At 60.2% G+C, this 15,243-nt stretch carries 17 protein-coding genes; 10 read left to right on the top strand and 7 right to left on the bottom strand.

The features are described 5' to 3' along the window. Positions 1 to 96: 96 nt before the first annotated feature. The 3 genes from AC3WK5_RS26775 to AC3WK5_RS26785 all read left to right on the top strand — a co-directional run bounded on the left by AC3WK5_RS26775 (position 97) and on the right by AC3WK5_RS26785 (position 2,757). Complete coding sequence (locus AC3WK5_RS26775) at positions 97 to 1,041, top strand: LysR substrate-binding domain-containing protein (RefSeq protein WP_103316208.1); 945 nt, start codon at positions 97 to 99, stop codon at positions 1,039 to 1,041. 78 nt (positions 1,042 to 1,119) lie between these two features. Then, positions 1,120 to 2,310: a low temperature requirement protein A gene (locus AC3WK5_RS26780; protein ID WP_103316209.1), complete on the top strand. Its 1,191-nt coding sequence runs from the start codon at positions 1,120 to 1,122 to the stop codon at positions 2,308 to 2,310. 84 nt (positions 2,311 to 2,394) lie between these two features. Then, positions 2,395 to 2,757, top strand: a complete 363-nt coding sequence (locus AC3WK5_RS26785; protein ID WP_103316210.1) for a 5-carboxymethyl-2-hydroxymuconate Delta-isomerase — start codon at positions 2,395 to 2,397, stop codon at positions 2,755 to 2,757. 18 nt (positions 2,758 to 2,775) lie between these two features. On the opposite strand, the gene AC3WK5_RS26790 is transcribed toward AC3WK5_RS26785, so the two are convergent. The 3 genes from AC3WK5_RS26790 to AC3WK5_RS26800 all read right to left on the bottom strand — a co-directional run bounded on the left by AC3WK5_RS26790 (position 2,776) and on the right by AC3WK5_RS26800 (position 6,017). Next, the gene (locus tag AC3WK5_RS26790; RefSeq protein ID WP_054596141.1) at positions 2,776 to 3,711 is read right to left on the bottom strand and encodes a LysR family transcriptional regulator; all 936 of its coding nucleotides are present in this window, start codon (positions 3,709 to 3,711) and stop codon (positions 2,776 to 2,778) included. Positions 3,712 to 3,906: 195 nt separating this feature from the next. Continuing rightward, positions 3,907 to 4,818: a DMT family transporter gene (locus AC3WK5_RS26795; RefSeq protein ID WP_103316211.1), complete on the bottom strand. Its 912-nt coding sequence runs from the start codon at positions 4,816 to 4,818 to the stop codon at positions 3,907 to 3,909. Positions 4,819 to 4,832: 14 nt separating this feature from the next. Beyond that, entirely contained in the window at positions 4,833 to 6,017 is a 1,185-nt protein-coding gene (locus tag AC3WK5_RS26800) for a cyanate transporter (protein WP_103316212.1), read from the bottom strand. A gap of 208 nt (positions 6,018 to 6,225) precedes the next feature. Here AC3WK5_RS26800 and cynR point away from each other — a divergent pair, with 208 nt between their 5' ends. Continuing rightward, positions 6,226 to 7,098, top strand: a complete 873-nt coding sequence (gene cynR, locus AC3WK5_RS26805; RefSeq protein ID WP_103316213.1) for a transcriptional regulator CynR — start codon at positions 6,226 to 6,228, stop codon at positions 7,096 to 7,098. Here the strand turns inward: cynR and AC3WK5_RS26810 are convergent. Further along, entirely contained in the window at positions 7,092 to 7,877 is a 786-nt protein-coding gene (locus AC3WK5_RS26810; protein ID WP_103316214.1) for a transporter substrate-binding domain-containing protein, read from the bottom strand. The genes cynR and AC3WK5_RS26810 overlap by 7 nt on opposite strands. 205 nt (positions 7,878 to 8,082) lie before the next feature. Between AC3WK5_RS26810 and AC3WK5_RS26815 the strand changes: the two genes are divergently transcribed. From AC3WK5_RS26815 to AC3WK5_RS26830, 4 genes are all read left to right on the top strand, one after another. Beyond that, the gene (locus tag AC3WK5_RS26815) at positions 8,083 to 8,745 is read left to right on the top strand and encodes a class I SAM-dependent methyltransferase (RefSeq protein ID WP_103322129.1); all 663 of its coding nucleotides are present in this window, start codon (positions 8,083 to 8,085) and stop codon (positions 8,743 to 8,745) included. A 112-nt stretch (positions 8,746 to 8,857) separates the two neighbouring features. Next, positions 8,858 to 9,991: a ribonuclease D gene (gene rnd, locus AC3WK5_RS26820; protein ID WP_054596147.1), complete on the top strand. Its 1,134-nt coding sequence runs from the start codon at positions 8,858 to 8,860 to the stop codon at positions 9,989 to 9,991. Then, a complete protein-coding gene (locus AC3WK5_RS26825; protein ID WP_019692499.1) occupies positions 9,988 to 10,281 on the top strand; it encodes a YcgL domain-containing protein in 294 nt (97 codons plus the stop codon). Before rnd ends, AC3WK5_RS26825 begins: the two co-directional genes overlap by 4 nt. Positions 10,282 to 10,408: 127 nt before the next feature. Then, the gene (locus AC3WK5_RS26830) at positions 10,409 to 11,341 is read left to right on the top strand and encodes a D-2-hydroxyacid dehydrogenase (protein WP_103316216.1); all 933 of its coding nucleotides are present in this window, start codon (positions 10,409 to 10,411) and stop codon (positions 11,339 to 11,341) included. A gap of 163 nt (positions 11,342 to 11,504) precedes the next feature. Here AC3WK5_RS26830 and AC3WK5_RS26835 read toward each other — a convergent pair whose 3' ends face one another. Then, complete coding sequence (locus AC3WK5_RS26835) at positions 11,505 to 12,098, bottom strand: nitroreductase family protein (RefSeq protein ID WP_019692497.1); 594 nt, start codon at positions 12,096 to 12,098, stop codon at positions 11,505 to 11,507. 282 nt (positions 12,099 to 12,380) lie between these two features. On the opposite strand from AC3WK5_RS26835, the gene AC3WK5_RS26840 reads away from it, so the two are divergent. Beyond that, the gene (locus tag AC3WK5_RS26840) at positions 12,381 to 12,830 is read left to right on the top strand and encodes a YcgN family cysteine cluster protein (protein ID WP_054596149.1); all 450 of its coding nucleotides are present in this window, start codon (positions 12,381 to 12,383) and stop codon (positions 12,828 to 12,830) included. A 39-nt stretch (positions 12,831 to 12,869) separates the two neighbouring features. Then, positions 12,870 to 14,099, top strand: coding sequence for a hypothetical protein (locus tag AC3WK5_RS26845; RefSeq protein ID WP_054596150.1), 1,230 nt, complete (start codon positions 12,870 to 12,872; stop codon positions 14,097 to 14,099). A 178-nt stretch (positions 14,100 to 14,277) separates the two neighbouring features. Here the strand turns inward: AC3WK5_RS26845 and AC3WK5_RS26850 are convergent, their stop codons facing one another. Continuing rightward, complete coding sequence (locus AC3WK5_RS26850; protein ID WP_103316217.1) at positions 14,278 to 14,646, bottom strand: YgaP family membrane protein; 369 nt, start codon at positions 14,644 to 14,646, stop codon at positions 14,278 to 14,280. 77 nt (positions 14,647 to 14,723) lie between these two features. After that, complete coding sequence (locus tag AC3WK5_RS26855) at positions 14,724 to 15,194, bottom strand: RNA methyltransferase (RefSeq protein ID WP_019692493.1); 471 nt, start codon at positions 15,192 to 15,194, stop codon at positions 14,724 to 14,726. Between the last annotated feature and the right edge of the window lie 49 nt (positions 15,195 to 15,243).

Consider the following 15,243-nt stretch of genomic DNA (forward strand, 5'->3'; position numbering starts at 1 on the left):
TCGCAGCCTCTCGTTCACGTGCAGCGCTCATGTCGATAGACGCCGTCCCCCCGGCCTTTCTAAACTGGCCCGAGTATTGAGAGCCGGGAGTAGCTGATGAACCGCAATGAATTGCGTAAGGCCGACATCAATTTGATGGTGGTATTCGAGACGCTGATGCTCGAACGCAACGTGACGCGAGTGGCAGAGAAGCTGTTTCTCGGGCAACCGACCATCAGCTCGGCACTCAACCGTTTGCGGGCGATGTTCAACGATCCGCTGTTTATCCGGGTTGGCCACCGCATGGAGCCAACGGCGCGGGCCGAGGAACTGATTCAACACCTCTCGCCGGCGCTGGATGCGTTGTCCTCGGCGTTGAGCCTGACCCACCACTTCGAACCTGCCAGCAGCACCATGACCTTTCGCATCGGTTTGTCCGATGATGTCGAATTCGGCCTGCTGCCACCGCTGTTGCGCGCATTGCGCCAGGAAGCACCGCAAGTGGTGTTCGTGGTTCAGCATGTCGATTACTGGCGGATCCCGGACTTGCTCGCGTCCGGTGATATCACGGTCGGCATCAGCCAGACCCGCGGCCTGCCGGCCAATGCCAAGCGCAAACTGTTGCGGCACATTCAGCCCTGCATACTGCGCGCCGATGCCTGCGATACGCCGCTGACCCTCGACGAGTACTGTTCGCGGCCGCATGTGCTGGTTTCGCATACGGCCAATGTCAGCGGTTATGCCGATGAGTGGCTGGCCGAGATCGGTCGCAAGCGCCAGGTGGTGCTCTCGGTGCCGCAATACAGTGCCTTGCCGGCCCTGCTCGCGGGGACCGACCTGATTGCCAGCCTGCCAGACTACGCGGCAGCGGCGATGGCCGCCTCGGGTCAGTTGTTCATGGAACCGTTCCCGTTCAAGACGCCGACCCTGGACCTGTCCATGGTCTGGCTGAGCCACGTCGATAGCGACCCCGCCGAACGTTGGCTGCGTGCACGGCTCGAAGCCTTCATGAGCGAGCGCGGTGTGTCCGGGATACAGAGCGACAAATTGCTCGGACGGTAACCGGCGGCGGCTTGCTTGCCCGACATAGTGTTGTTTTGCTGCCAGTGTTTTCCCGATGACTGACCGGAGATCCATCCCATGAGCAGTTCCCGTTCTCTGTTGCGTGGGCGCGGCAGTCAAGACAGTGGCAAGGTTGGCATGATCGAGCTGTTTTTCGATCTGGTGTTCGTGTTCGCCGTCACCCAGCTTTCTCACACCTTGCTCGCGCACCTGACGCTAGGTGGCGCGGTGCAGGTCGCCTTGATGATGGTGGCGGTGTGGTGGGTATGGATCTTCACCTCTTGGGTGACCAACTGGCTCGACCCCGAAAAGTTGCCGATCCGCCTCGGCCTGTTCGGTTTGATGGTCGCCGGCCTGTTGCTGTCGTCGTCGATTCCCAAGGCTTTTACCGAGCATGGAGTGATGTTCGCCGCAGCCTTTGTCTTCATGCAGGTCGGCCGCACGCTGTTCGCGATCTGGGCGGTGCGTGGCGAGCCGTTGAATATGACCCGCAACTTCCAGCGAATTCTGGCGTGGATGGTGCTGTCCGGGGTGTTCTGGATCAGCGGCTCGCTGCTTGAAGGCGATCAGCGCCTGGCCTGTTGGGCGCTGGCATTACTGATCGAACTGATCTCGCCGTCGTTGTACTTCTGGGTGCCGGGGCTCGGCCGTTCAACGCTGGCCGACTGGAACGTCGAGGGCAATCACATGGCCGAGCGCTGTGGTCTGTTCGTGATCATTGCCCTGGGCGAGTCGTTGCTGGTGACTGGCGCAACGTTCGCCGATCTGGTGCTGAACTGGCAGGCGCTGGCGGGTTTTTTGATTGCCGTGCTGGGTAGCGTGGCCATGTGGTGGGTGTATTTCGACAGCGGCGCCGAGCGCGCTCACCACCGGATCGCCCATTCCAGCGACCCTGGGCGGCAGGCGCGGATTGCCTACACCTATCTGCATGTGTTGATCGTTGCCGGAATCATCGTCAGCGCGGTGGCCGATGAGCTGGTGCTGGTGCATCCGGAACAGGCGAGCGATGCCGGGATCCTCGTGATTGTCGCCGGGCCCTGGCTGTTCTTGCTGGGGTGTGCGTTGTTCAAGTGGGTCATGGCCGATCGGATTTTGCCGCCGCTGTCTCATCTGGCGGGCCTGGCGCTGCTGCTCGCGCTTTTGCCTGCGGCGCTGAATCAGCTGTTTTCGGCGTTGGTTCTGGGAGGGCTGACCACCGCGGTGATGATTCTGGTAGCCGCGTGGGAAACGCGGGTACTGCGTGAATCGCTACCGGCGCAGGAGCATTGACGCGCCAGGTGTTTTCGCGTGGAAGGGCTGGGGCGCTCTATGGTATATCTTCGGCCCTTCGTTCAATCCTCAAGGAGCATCGCAATGCCTCACCTGCACATGGAATACACCGCCAACCTGCCGAACATCAATGCCGATGTGGCGTTGTTGCGCTTGAACAACGCATTGGTGGCGTCTGGGCAGTTCGAGGAGTTCGATATCAAGAGCCGTGCGGTGCAGGTCGGCGCATTCCGGGTCGGAACCGAGTTGGGTGAGCGTGCTTTTGTGCATGTAAAACTGGCCTTGCTGAGCGGGCGCTCGCCCGCGATCAAGAAGCAATTGTCCGAGAGCCTGTTGGCGGTGGTGCAGGATCTCTGCGAATGGCCTGCCAGTGTTGATGTGCAGCTATGCGTCGAGATTCTGGATATCGATCGCGATTCCTACGCCAAGACTGCCATCAGTCACTGATATCCTGCGCGCCGATCCTCAGATAAAACCCTGTTCTGTGCAGGCCTTGACCACTTGCTCGCGAAGCCAGGTGTTGGCGCTGTCCAGCTCGTGGGTTTGACTCCACTGCATCTCAAGGGTGAACCCTGGTACGCCGTTCGGCGCCTCGCAATGGCTGAAGACCGAGTCTTTGGCCAGCAGGTGCTGGATGCGCCGGGGCATGGTCAGAATGAAGTCAGTCCCGGTGATCAGCTTCAGTGCAGCGCTGTAGCTGTTGGCGCGTGCAACGATCTGGCGTTTGTGCGCCTGTTGGGCGAGCCAGCCGTCGACCATGTTGGTGGTGGACGTCCACGGCGTGGGGAACACGTGTCGGCGCTCGACGTAGGCTTTGAGGCTGATGCGAGGTTCCAGCGGCGTCGCCCGTTTATCGAAAACGCACACCAGATCGTCCTCAAGCAACACCTGGGATCTGAAGTCAGTGTGGCTGCGATGAAAGTTCGGGCCGAAGCCGATCACCAGGTCGAGGCTGCCATCGCGCAGCTCTTCGGCGGGTATGTCGGTTTCGAGTTTGTGCACATTGACGATCACCGGCAGGTCGGCGAAATCGAAGTTCTTCAATAGCCGCGGCAGGATCAGTTGCTCAAAGTATTCCGGCGCACAGATATTGAAGGTCACGGCTTGCTGCGTCGGGTCGAATGCCTGAACCCCGGCATGGCACAGGTTGATGCTTTCGAGAATCTTCTGCACGTGTGTGTACATGGTGCCGGCCTTGTAGGTCGGACGCATACCGGTGCGGGTATTGATGAACAATTCATCCTCGAAACTGGTGCGCAGTTTCTTCAGGCAGTAACTCACCGTGGACTGGCTGACAAACAGCGCTTCAGACACACCGGTGACGCTGCTTTGCTCATACACGGCGATGAACACCATGAGGTCCTGCATGTCGAGCTTTCTAAGCAAGTTACTGTTCAGCATCCGTACTATCTCACTCCGCTCGTTGCGCAAGTTGTGCGCAAACGTGTGCGAGTGATGCTAGCGGAACGATCGTCCTAGGAGAATGGCCCGTAGGATTATTCACGGACAAGTGTGGGACAGAAGTTGTTGCGAATGCGACGTCTGTCTGATTCGGGCCGAAGGCGGGTGAGCACCTTCAGCCTTCAGTCGCCGTGTTTACGCGGTTACCGGAAGCGCGCGACGGCTGGACATCACCAGCGCGAGCATCCCGCTGGCCACCAGCAAGGCACCTGCGACTTCCAGCATCAGCGGTTGCTGCGCCAGCCAGAACCAATGGAACAAGGTGATGAACAACGTGCTGAGGTAGACGTAGGAAATGACCGTGGACGGTGCAATCACCCCGATCGCCCGGTGCAGCAACCAGAAGGTTGCCAGGGTCGCGAACAGCGCCAGGTAGACCAGCCAGAACAGGTCGTGGGCGGACAACAGGGCGCCGGACCGCCAGCCGCCATTGACCAGGCTGAACGCAAACAGGAACAGCGAGCCGAAGAGCATGTTCCAGAACGTCATCACCACAGGCCCACGACCCTTCAGGCTGTTCGCCTTGAAGCGCTGACTCAACGGTGAATAGAGCGCCATCGCCAGGCAGCCAATCCCGAACACCGACACCGCGTAGAGCGAAGGGACTTCGCCGGGGCCTGTGCCCTTGAGGATCAGCAGCAGCGCACCGGCTGCCGCAATCAGCATCGGCAGCAGGCGGCTTTTCGAACGGTTGCCAGGTATCAGGAAGGCCTCGAAGCACAGCGTCATCAACGGCACCAGGGTAAACAGGGTTCCGGTGTTGACCGCCGAGGTGTAGCGCAGCGCTTCAAACAACGAGCCGAAATACACGGCCAGCAACAGCCCGAGCCAGGCATGACTGACAAGGCCTTTGGCGGTGATCGCGGTGCCGCCGTTGAGCAGCAGCATCGGCAGAAACGCCAAAGCCGAAAACAGCAGCCGCAGGCCGGTCAGCAGGATCGGATCGATGGATTGGCTGACCTCGGCAGCGGCGAAAAACGAGGCGGCAACCAACGCTGCCCAAAGCAACATGCCCGCGTTGGCGGAGGCGAAACTGATCTGTTTCATTGGTGTGTCCCTGATCAATCAATGTGTTTGGCGTAATGCCGTGGGTCAAAGCGCAACACCATCAGAACCATCAACAGCATCACTGCCGTCAGTGACCACCAGGCCCATTCGAAACTGCCCAGTTGATCGCGAATCATCCCGGCAATCAGTGGCGACAAGCCGGCGATCAAATAGCCGATTCCTTGCACGAATGCCGTGAGCCCACCGGCGCGCTGCGGATTGTCCAGGTGATCCAGCGAGACAATCAGGCTCATGGGAAACAAGCCGCCAATACCCAGGCCCAGCAAACACGGCCAGAGCAGGCTCAGGTGTTGCGGGCTGAGGATCAGTCCGCAGAAACCGGCCATGATCAATCCCAGCAACACCACCAGAACCAGTCGTTTATCGCGGCTGCGGTTGGCGATAGCCGGCGTCAGCAAGCCAGAGATCACCTCCATGGCCGTCAAAAAGCCTAGCAGCAGGCCGGCGTTCTGCTCGCTCCAGCCTTTCTCGACGTAGTACGGGGCCAGCCAGGCCAGCACGCAGGTGTAGGACGCAGTGCCCAAGCCGAAGAAAATCGCCAGCAGCCAGGCGCGCGAATTGCTGAAAAACGCTTCTTTGCGTTGAACTGCGGCAGGCGTCGCGGGGACGGCGTGACGTTGGCCATACCAGAGCAACAGGGCGAGCAATGCCAACAGCGCCCAGATCGCCAAGCCCACACGCCAGCTGCCGGTACGCGTCATCACCAAGGGCGCGAACGATGCCGCGATGGCCGCGCCGCCCATGATCGAGGTGACGTAAAGCCCCATGAACAGCGAGACGTTGTCGCTGAAGCGGGATTTGATCAGCGCCGGCATCAAGGCCTGGATCAGCGCAATGCCGATGCCGGCAAGGACTGCACTGAGGATCAGCTCGGCGGCCGAATCGAGGAACAGCCGGGAGACAGTGGCCAAGCCAATGATCAGCAGCGACAGCACCACTGTTCGATGTTCTCCCAGGCGCCGGCTGACGCTCATGCCGAAGAACATCGCCAAGCCCATCGCCATCACCGGCAACATGGTCAGCAGCGACGCCAGGCTGAAACTCAACGCAATATCACCGCGAATGGCCGACAACAGCGGACCGACGGCGGCCATCGACGGACGCAGGTTCAGGGCGACGAGGATCACGGCGATCATCAGCCAGACAGCGGGGCGGGAGGTGGCGCGAACGTTTTCCATAACCATACCTTGAAGGACAAGGTATGGATTAGGCGGTGCGCGGCGGGCGTCGGCAAATCAGAAAGTCATGTGCAGTATTTAAAAATTAAATACTGCTCGGCTTACCGGAAAAAGTCGCAAGGGAAGGCGCACGAATACTGTTTCCAGCCATAGCGTCGCGGACCAGCTTATGATGCCATCCATAATCCATGTCTATAGTTGAGCCGGCATGCTGTTACGCCATATCCGTTACTTGCTCGCCGTCGCCGAGCATCGCAACTTCACTCGGGCGGCCGAGGCATTGCATGTCTCGCAGCCAACGCTGTCGCAGCAGATCAAGCAACTCGAGGATGTCCTCGGTGCGCCGTTGTTCGATCGTTCCGGGCGCACGGTGCGTTTGACCGATGCCGGCGAGGCGTATGTGCGTTATGCGCGGTTGGCCTTGCAAGACCTGGAGGCGGCCAAACGGGCGATGCACGATGTGCAGGACCTGACACGCGGCTCGTTGCGGCTGGCCATGACGCCGACCTTCACCGCTTACCTGATCGGCCCGTTGCTGGCGCGTTTCAACAGCCTGTACCCGGGCCTCACCCTGAGCGTCGAGGAGATGACCCAGGACCAGATCGAGGCCGCGCTGGCCGAAGACCGACTGGACCTCGGCATCGCGTTCACCGGCAGTCACTTGGCGGATATCGACAGCCAGACGCTGTTTGCCGAAACCTTGAGCCTGGTCGTCAGTGAGGCGCATCCGGGGTTTGTCCGGCAACAAGCACTCGACGCGCAGGCGCTGGGCCAGCAGTCGCTGGTGTTGCTCAGCGGCGACTTTGCAACCCGTCAGCACATCGACCTGTATTGCCGACAGCAAGGCATCGCGCCACGCATCGTCATCGAAGCCAACTCCATCAGCGCGATTGTCGAGATTGTTCGTCGCGGGCACCTGGCGACCATTCTCCCCGAAGCCATCACCCATGCGTTGCCGGGGTTGCGCCCGCTGGCGCTGCAACCAGCGTTGCCACAACGCACGGTGGCGTTGCTCAGTCGTAAGGGCGCTTATCGCAGCGCGGCGAGTGAGGCATTCCGGGTGCTGGTCAGTGTTCAGTGACCGGGAGCGGTCGCCAACCACTGGGCGAGCACCGCATCATAGGCGCCCGTGGCTTTGCTCAGGTGTAGCCACTGATCCACATAGGCTTTCCAGGCCACGTCATCACGAGGCAGCAAGTAGGCTTTCTCGCTGTACTGCAAGTACTGCTCGGGGTTGACCGCGCACAAACCGGGTTTTTGCTTCTGCTGATAGCGCGCTTCGGAAGCGTCGGTGATCATCACGTCGGCCTTGTTTTCCAGTAATTGCTCGAAAATCGTCACGTTGTCCGGGAACAGGGTCAGCGTGGCATTGGGCAGGTGAGTGCGGGCAAACACTTCGTTGGTACCGCCTGCCGGCTCGATCAGCCGCACGGACGACTGGTTGAGTTGTTCGACGGTTTGATAGCGTTGTTTATCTTCGCAACGCACCAGCGGGATTTTTCCGTCGACGCCCAGCGTGTCGCTGAAAGCCGCCTTTTTCTGCCGCTCCAGTGAAACCGAAATGCCGCCCATGCCAATATCGCAACGGTCAGCCAGAAAGTCCGTCATCAGGTTCTTCCAGGTGGTGGGGACCCATTGCACATCAACGTTCAGACTTTTCGCCAGGGATTGGGCCATGGCGATATCGATCCCTTCGTATCCGCCCTCTGCACGCAGATAGGTGTAAGGCTTGTAATCGCCGGTGGTACAGACCTTCAGATGACCTCGTTCAATCACCTGGTCCAGGTGCGAAGGTGCATTCTGGGCAATTGCCTGGACGCTGAACGTGAGCAAGGAGCAGAGCAGTAAACGAGCTTTCATCGGGTCGTCCTTGAGTGTTGCCAGAGGAGGAGGGGAGGTCGACGTCAGTATTTGTTGGCCGGGTGCGCTGGTGCAAGGGTGAAACCAGCGTGCGGCGCAGCAAAAGCTGCAGGCTAGCCCCGGCATCGTCATTAAACCTTTTTTTCACGCGCAACTTGATAACCTGTCGCCAGTAAGTCGTTTCCTTTATCAAGAGTCGCCAGTTATGTCTGCGCAACCCCCTTCCTCAGTCGAGCACGAATGTGCTCGACGCTACGATCAGGAGCACGCTCGAGTCTGCCTCCAGCCGCATCCCCGTGGGCTGGTGCAGCGGTTTTTGCAGTGGCGTGGCAAGCGACTGGTGCGGCGCGCACTCAAGGTGGCCGGCGAACCGGGGCTGATTCTCGATGTGGCCTGCGGGGCAGGGGGCAACTGGCCGGTGCTGGCCGAGCATACCAACCGGGTGATTCTCGCCACCGACCCGTCCCAGGAAATGCTCGACCACGCCCAGACTCATCATCCGGCCGAGCTGCTCAAACGGGTCAAAACCTTTCAGAGCTCGGCATTCACCATCGGTTTGCCGGAAAATTCCGTGGATTGCATTTTTTGCATGCCGTTGTTTCAGCATATCGAAAACAGTGAAGATCGCCTGGCGATGCTGCGTGAGTTTCACCGGGTCAGTCGCGACGCGCTGATCGTGTCGGTACAGCGAGACGGGTATTTCAAGCTGCGTGCGCGGTTCGGCGAGGATGCACAAGCGCATCAACTGGCGACCAAGGCCGAACTTGAGGCAGAGTTTCGGCAAGCGGGCTTCAAGACGCTCAAGTACCTGGACACCCTGCCTGGCAGCGACCTGCCGCGAGTCTACGTGCTGCATAAAGCCGACTAGTTGTCCTATTCTTCTCGAGCCGCGGGAGTTTTGCTCAAGCGCTTGCTCAGTCAGTGCGCGGAAATCGCCGGGGCCGATATATACTGCGCGCCATTCTTCAAGGGAGAGCCGTGTGGCCATCGATATTCACTGGATTCGCGACAACGATAGCCTCGGTCAGTTTTGCGCCCAATGGCAGCAGTTGCCGTTCGTCGCCCTCGACACCGAATTCATGCGGGTCGACACCTTTTATCCGATCGCCGGCCTGTTGCAGATTGGCGATGGCGAGCGGGCTTTCCTGATTGATCCGTTGACGATCGACAACTGGCAACCGCTGGCCCAATTGCTGGAAAACCCGGCAGTGGTCAAAGTGCTGCACGCCTGCAGCGAAGACCTCGAAGTCCTGTTGCGCTTGACCGGCAGCCTGCCGGCGCCATTGTTCGACACGCAACTGGCGGCTGCCTACCTGAATCTGGGTTTCTCCATGGGCTACTCGCGTCTGGTGTCGGAGGTGCTCGGCATCGACCTGCCCAAAGGTGAGACCCGTTCTGACTGGCTGCAACGTCCGCTCTCGGAAACCCAGATCAGCTACGCCGCCGAAGATGCCGTGCATCTGGCGGAGGTTTTCGTACATCTGCGGCCGAAGCTGTCGGACGAAAAGTACGCCTGGGTCCTGGAAGATGGCGCCGAACTGGTGGCCAACCTGCGCCGCGAAGTCGACCCTTACGAGGTGTATCGCGAAGCCAAGCTGGCCTGGAAACTTTCCCGCGCGCAACTCGCCGTGCTGCGTGAACTCTGCGCCTGGCGCGAGCACGAGGCCCGTGCCCGCGACCTGCCGCGCAACCGCATCGTGCGCGAGCATTCGTTGTGGCCGCTGGCACGCACCCAGCCGGACAATCTCGGGGCATTGGCGAAAATCGAAGACATGCACCCGCGCACCGTGCGTCAGGACGGTGAGTTCCTGCTGGGCTTGATCAAGCAGGCCGGCAGTGTCCCGCCGGACCAGTGGCCGCCAGCGGTGCCGGAGCCCTTGCCGGTGGAAGCCGCGGCACTGGTCAAGCGGCTGCGGGCGCTCGGTCAGGCCGAAGCTGAGCGCTTGAACATTGCCCCGGAACTGATGCTGCGCAAGAAAACCCTCGAAGCCTTGCTCAAGAGCGGCTTCCCCGAGGGCCCTTACCAATTGCCTGATTCGCTGCGTGGCTGGCGCCGCGAATTGATGGGCCAGGCCCTGCTCGACTGCCTGGCCACTGCCGGAGAACAGCCTTGAAACGTATTTGCTCGATCTACCGAAGCCTGAAGAAAAACGAGATGTACCTCTATGTGCTCAAAAGCGATGCACTGGAGCGCGTCCCGGAAAACCTGCTGCTGGCGTTCGGTAAACCACATCACGCCTTTGACCTGGTGTTGACCCCCGAGCGCAAGCTCTCGCGCGAAGACATCACGGTGGTCCTGGAAAACCTCGACAAGCAGGGCTATCACCTGCAAATGCCGCCGGCTGAAGACGAGTACATCGAACACTTGCCGGAAGAGCTGCTACGACGTAATGATCCGGTTTGACGGATATCTGTAGAGGCTCTGTCCAGAGCCTCTGGAAACAATGGAATTGATAATTTTGGCGAGGGCCGCGAGCGAGGGAGAAACACTCCTTCGGCGGCCTTGTGCACTGTTTTTGAAGGTTTGAACCATGCGCGTTCTGATTGCCGAACACGACCACGCTGTATATGCCCAATTGTTGCGACAGGCCGCGCCTGAACTGCAGGTACTGACCAGCGGCGACTCCGCTGAACTGGCCAGCATGGCCGCCGACTGCCCGGTATGGCTCGGCCAGCCGGACCTGTTGGCGACGCTGTTGCGTCAAGGTCATGAGCCTCAGTGGCTGCAATCGACCTGGGCCGGTATTACACCGTTGCTCGCCGACGGCTTGCCACGCCACTATCGGCTGACCCGTGCGGTCGGGATTTTCGGTCAGATGATGGCTGAATATGTGCTGACCTACATGCTTGGCCATGAGCGCGAAGTGCTGGCGCGACTGGTCAGCCAGGTCGAGCGCAAGTGGGACAACCGTCTGGGCCAGAGCCTGGCGGGGCGCAAGGTGCTGATCGTCGGTACTGGCGACATCGGTCAGAGCGTGGCGCAGTTCCTGGTGCCTTTTGGCGTCAAGCTGTACGGGATCGCCAGTTCGCCGCGCGAGCAGGCGCCGTTCATTGAGGTCGCGGGGCTGGAGGATCTGGGGCGTCTGGTCGGTGAAGTCGATTATGTGGTCAACCTGCTGCCGAATACGCCGAACACTCACGATCTGTACAACGCCGCGTTGTTCAAGCAGTTCAAGTCGACCGGTTTGTTCATCAACGTCGGGCGTGGCGTGGCGGTGGTCGATGCGGACCTGGTGGAGGCCCTGAAGGAAGGGCATCTGGCGGGGGCGGTGATCGACGTCTGCCGTCAGGAACCGTTGCCGCAGCGCCATCCATTCTGGACCGCCTGGGGCTTGCTGCTGACCGGCCACAGCTCGGCACCTACCTCACCGCCAATGATGGTGCAGCTGTTTGTCGAGAATCTGCGGGCGTTTCAGGCGGGCGAAGCGTTGCGCGGCGAAGTGGATTTCACACGGGGTTATTAGTCGTATCGAGTTTCAATGTGGCGAGGGGGCTTGCCCCCGTTGGGTTGCGAAGCAGCCCCATAACCGGTAATTGCGTTTTGTCAGACAGAACGCATTCTCGGGTTTACGACCGCTTCGCGGTCGAACGGGGGCAAGCCCCCTCGCCACAGGTGTGATTTCAGCCTCAGAGGGTGAAGTCGCCTTCAGCCGCCAGCTCGCTCAGCGGGCGACGCGGGCTTGGGACTTCCCGGGCCTGCAGGTAATCGGCGAGCGTCGCCTTGTCACCCAGCTTGCCAATCGCGACTGCCGCGTGCAGCGCGTAGCCTTCAGGAATATTCAGCTCCTTGCGGGTCAGTTCCTGATCGAAACCGGCCATGCCGTGGGTGTGCCAGCCGCTGATAGAGGCTTGCAGGGCCAAATGGCCCCAGGCGGAGCCGGTGTCGAAGGTGTGCCACAGCGCGGCAGTTTCTTCAGTGGCGCCTGGCGCGGTGAAGGTGGTTTTCGAGATCACGATCACCAGGGCCGAGGCGTGTTGCGCCCAGCTGCGGTTGAACTCGTTCAGCAGACCCAGGTAACGCTCCCAGTTCGGCGTATCGCGGCGCGCGTAGAGAAAACGCCATGGCTGCGAGTTGTAGGCCGACGGTGCCCAGCGAGCCGCTTCGAAAAAGCTCAGCAGGGTTTCTTCAGGGATACTTTCACCGGTGAAGGCGCGCGGCGACCAGCGATCAGTGAACTGTGGGTGAATGGCATATTCGGCAACGCGGGGATTAGCGCTCATGGACGAGTTTCCTGACTACATTTATGAAGGAAAAGTTGAGTAAAAACCGACGCGCGCAGTGGAGCTGGGCAGTGAGGTTTTTCAGACCCGGGGCAATTGCCCTGAATGCAACGCGGTAGAGCGTTTATGGCACCTTGGCATGGGTCGTTGCGACTCGCAAAGCTACTTCGTGGCGGCATAACTGACAAGTTCTGTTCTACCGGCAGTCGCCAGCACTTGGCCCGCAGGGGCGGGGGCACTAGACTGGCGGCCTTTTCACCACCTGATGTTGATGCTTGAGCCATGGCCGCCAAAGTCGAACCTTTCTGGATACGCAAAACCCTCGAACAACTCGATCAAGAGGAGTGGGAGTCGTTGTGCGACGGGTGTGGCCTGTGCTGCCTGCAAAAGCTTGAGGACGAAGAAGACAACAGCGTCTACTACACGCGCATCGCCTGCAAACTGCTGGACCTGAAAACCTGCCAGTGCACCGACTACGCGAACCGTCGCGACTCGGTACCGGACTGTATCCAGCTCACGCCGGGCAAGGCCGATCAGTTCAAGTGGCTGCCGCCGACCTGCGGTTACCGTTTGGTCAGCGAGGGCAAGGACTTGCCGCTTTGGCATCACCTGGTTTGCGGCGACCGGGATGCCGTGCACCACGAGCGCATTTCCCAGTCCGGGCGTATGCTCGCCGAAGGCAGCGTGGCTGAGGATGATTGGGAAGATCATCTGATTTTTCGGGCGGGTTAAGCACCTGTCGTAGTACGAGCAAGTCACGAAGGAGTGTGTATGGCTGTTGGGTTGAAGCTGCCGATGGTTTTGTCGTTGCTGGTGCTGAGTTCACCGGTATGGGCGGCAAAAAAAGTCGATCTCGATTACCACGTACGATTATTGCCGCAAAGCGATCAGGCTGAAGTGCGCTTGACCCTGGCACGTGGCTCGGCGGTGCACAGCCTGGATTTTGATCTGGGCGATGGCAGCCAGTACAGCGACTTCAAGGCCGATGGTCAGTGGCAACTCATGCCGGGCAACGCAGCGCGTGGCGTCTGGCATCCGGGCGCTGACAAGGCCAGCCTGACCTACCGGGTACGCATCAGTCACACCTTCAAGAATTCCAGTTTCGATACCCGCATGACGCCCAATTGGGCGTTGATGCGTGGCGACGACCTGGTCCCGGCGGCGCGCCTGGATCAGCAGGACGGTGTCGAGCTGGTATCGCGTCTCGAGTTCGAATTGCCGGAAGGCTGGAAAAGCGTCGAGACTTCCTGGCCGCGGGTCGGCAAGAACCGCTTTCGCATCGACAACGTTGCTCGACGGCTCGACCGGCCTACGGGCTGGATGCTCGCCGGCAACCTGGGCAGTCGTCGCACACGCCTGGGCGAAACCGAAGTCACGGTCGCCTCGCCGCAAGGGCAGGGCATGCACCGGATGGACGTGTTGACGCTGCTGACCTTCGTCTGGCCGCAAGTGCAGGCGCTGTATCCGCGTCATCCCGGCAAGCTGCTGATTGTGGGGGCCGCCGACCCGATGTGGCGCGGCAGCCTGGCCGGGCACGAATCGATTTATCTGCACAGTCATTTGCCGTTGGTCAGCGAAAGCGGCAGCAGCCCGTTGCTCCGTGAGTTGGCCCAGGTATTGGGGCGAATCAAGGACAGTGATCGCAGTGACTGGATCAATGAAGGCTTTGCCGAGTACTACGCGATTGAACTGCTGCGCCGTGCCGGCGGCATGAGCGATGATCGTTATCAGGTGCTGGAAGATAAAATGACCAAGGCCAGCCATCATGTCAGCACCCTGCGCGGCGATCAGCTCAGCACGGCACAGCTCGCCAAAGCGGTGTTGCTGTTGCAGGAACTGGACCGCGAAATTCGCCTGAAAACCCGTAACAAGCGTTCGTTGGACGACATGTTGCGCGGCGCCATGGACCTCGGGCGGGTGAGTACCAAAGAGTTTGTGGTGCTGGCCGAGAGCATTATCGGTGAGCCGTCGAAAGTGCTGGACACCGAGTTGCTCAGATAACTTGAGTCAAGCGCAATTGTGGCGAGGGAGCTTGCTCCCGCTGGAGCGCGAAGCGGTCCTGAATGCGGTAAACGCGGTTTACAGATAAACCGTGTAAGTCGAATTTACGACTGCTTCGCCCGAGCGCGGACCGGCCGGCGGGAGCAAGCTCCCTCGCCACAGGGTTTTGCAGTGTTTCTCAAACCCCGGCCTTGGGCGACTTCAGCGAATCATTGCCCGTCACCGTCGCGGTACGGGTTGCCGCCTCGGCATTGGTTTTCAGGGTTTTGAGCTCTGCGCCGGCCCGTTCGATTTTCGAACGAATGTTGTTCAGGTCCTGACGACTTTTTTCGAAGAAACTTTTTGCCGAACTGTGACCGGTGATACCGCGGGCCAGGGCTACACCGCCGAGCGCCACCTCGATCAGCCCGAACACGCCACCACGGCGCAGGCCTTTGCCGACCATCACTACACCGCCGGCCGTGCTCACGATGCGTTCCCAGCCCTGGACGTTTTGCGTTGGCTGCGTCTGGAACGGCGTGGGTTCTACGCGTTTGATGTCGCTCATGATCTGTCTCCTCAGGGGCAATGGCTATACAGCTGACTGTGCAGTCGGCCGCCTTGCTCCATGCCGCGCTCAGCGTATCAGCGAAATTTTGGACCGGAACGGGTGTTATTGCCCTTGGCCATACGGTCGTAAAGCACCACGTTGACGGTGGCGGCCAGATTCATGCAGCCGGTGGTCGGAATGTAGACCACGTCTTCGCACCACTCGCGAATCTCTTTATCGAGCGAACCGTCTTCCGGCCCGAAGATGTACAGCGCACGGTCCGGGTGGGTGTACTCGGGCAACGAACGGGCGCCATCGACCAGCTCGACCGCCACCGGGACGCAGCCCAGCGGGAGGATTTTCTTCAGGTCGTCGATGCCGATCAGCGGAATGTCGTGGTGGATTTTCTTGGTGTCGGTGACAAAGTCACGGGCGCGTTCATAACGCTTGCCGGTGTAGAACACCGACGCCACGCCGTAACAGCCGGCGGCGCGCATCACCGAACCGACGTTCTCCGGTGATTTGGGGTTATACAAACCGATGCAGCTGTACCGTTTGTTTGCCACGAGCGGGGTGCCCTTCGAGAAAAACCGCGATTATACGGGGATTGGGTGG

This window comes from Pseudomonas sp. FW306-02-D09B (assembly GCF_058782685.1).

Bases quoted from the DNA above. Each gene is read 5' to 3' on its own strand.
- AC3WK5_RS26790 (WP_054596141.1), bottom strand. From the start codon at position 3,711: ATGCTGAACAGTAACTTGCTTAGAAAGCTCGACATGCAGGACCTCATG.
- AC3WK5_RS26845 (WP_054596150.1), top strand. From the start codon at position 12,870: ATGGCTGTTGGGTTGAAGCTGCCGATGGTTTTGTCGTTGCTGGTGCTG.
- AC3WK5_RS26835 (WP_019692497.1), bottom strand. From the start codon at position 12,098: ATGAGCGCTAATCCCCGCGTTGCCGAATATGCCATTCACCCACAGTTC.
- AC3WK5_RS26840 (WP_054596149.1), top strand. From the start codon at position 12,381: ATGGCCGCCAAAGTCGAACCTTTCTGGATACGCAAAACCCTCGAACAA.
- AC3WK5_RS26775 (WP_103316208.1), top strand. From the start codon at position 97: ATGAACCGCAATGAATTGCGTAAGGCCGACATCAATTTGATGGTGGTA.
- AC3WK5_RS26850 (WP_103316217.1), bottom strand. From the start codon at position 14,646: ATGAGCGACATCAAACGCGTAGAACCCACGCCGTTCCAGACGCAGCCA.
- AC3WK5_RS26795 (WP_103316211.1), bottom strand. From the start codon at position 4,818: ATGAAACAGATCAGTTTCGCCTCCGCCAACGCGGGCATGTTGCTTTGG.
- AC3WK5_RS26815 (WP_103322129.1), top strand. From the start codon at position 8,083: ATGTCTGCGCAACCCCCTTCCTCAGTCGAGCACGAATGTGCTCGACGC.
- AC3WK5_RS26810 (WP_103316214.1), bottom strand. From the start codon at position 7,877: ATGAAAGCTCGTTTACTGCTCTGCTCCTTGCTCACGTTCAGCGTCCAG.
- AC3WK5_RS26785 (WP_103316210.1), top strand. From the start codon at position 2,395: ATGCCTCACCTGCACATGGAATACACCGCCAACCTGCCGAACATCAAT.
- AC3WK5_RS26830 (WP_103316216.1), top strand. From the start codon at position 10,409: ATGCGCGTTCTGATTGCCGAACACGACCACGCTGTATATGCCCAATTG.
- AC3WK5_RS26780 (WP_103316209.1), top strand. From the start codon at position 1,120: ATGAGCAGTTCCCGTTCTCTGTTGCGTGGGCGCGGCAGTCAAGACAGT.
- cynR (WP_103316213.1), top strand. From the start codon at position 6,226: ATGCTGTTACGCCATATCCGTTACTTGCTCGCCGTCGCCGAGCATCGC.
- AC3WK5_RS26800 (WP_103316212.1), bottom strand. From the start codon at position 6,017: ATGGAAAACGTTCGCGCCACCTCCCGCCCCGCTGTCTGGCTGATGATC.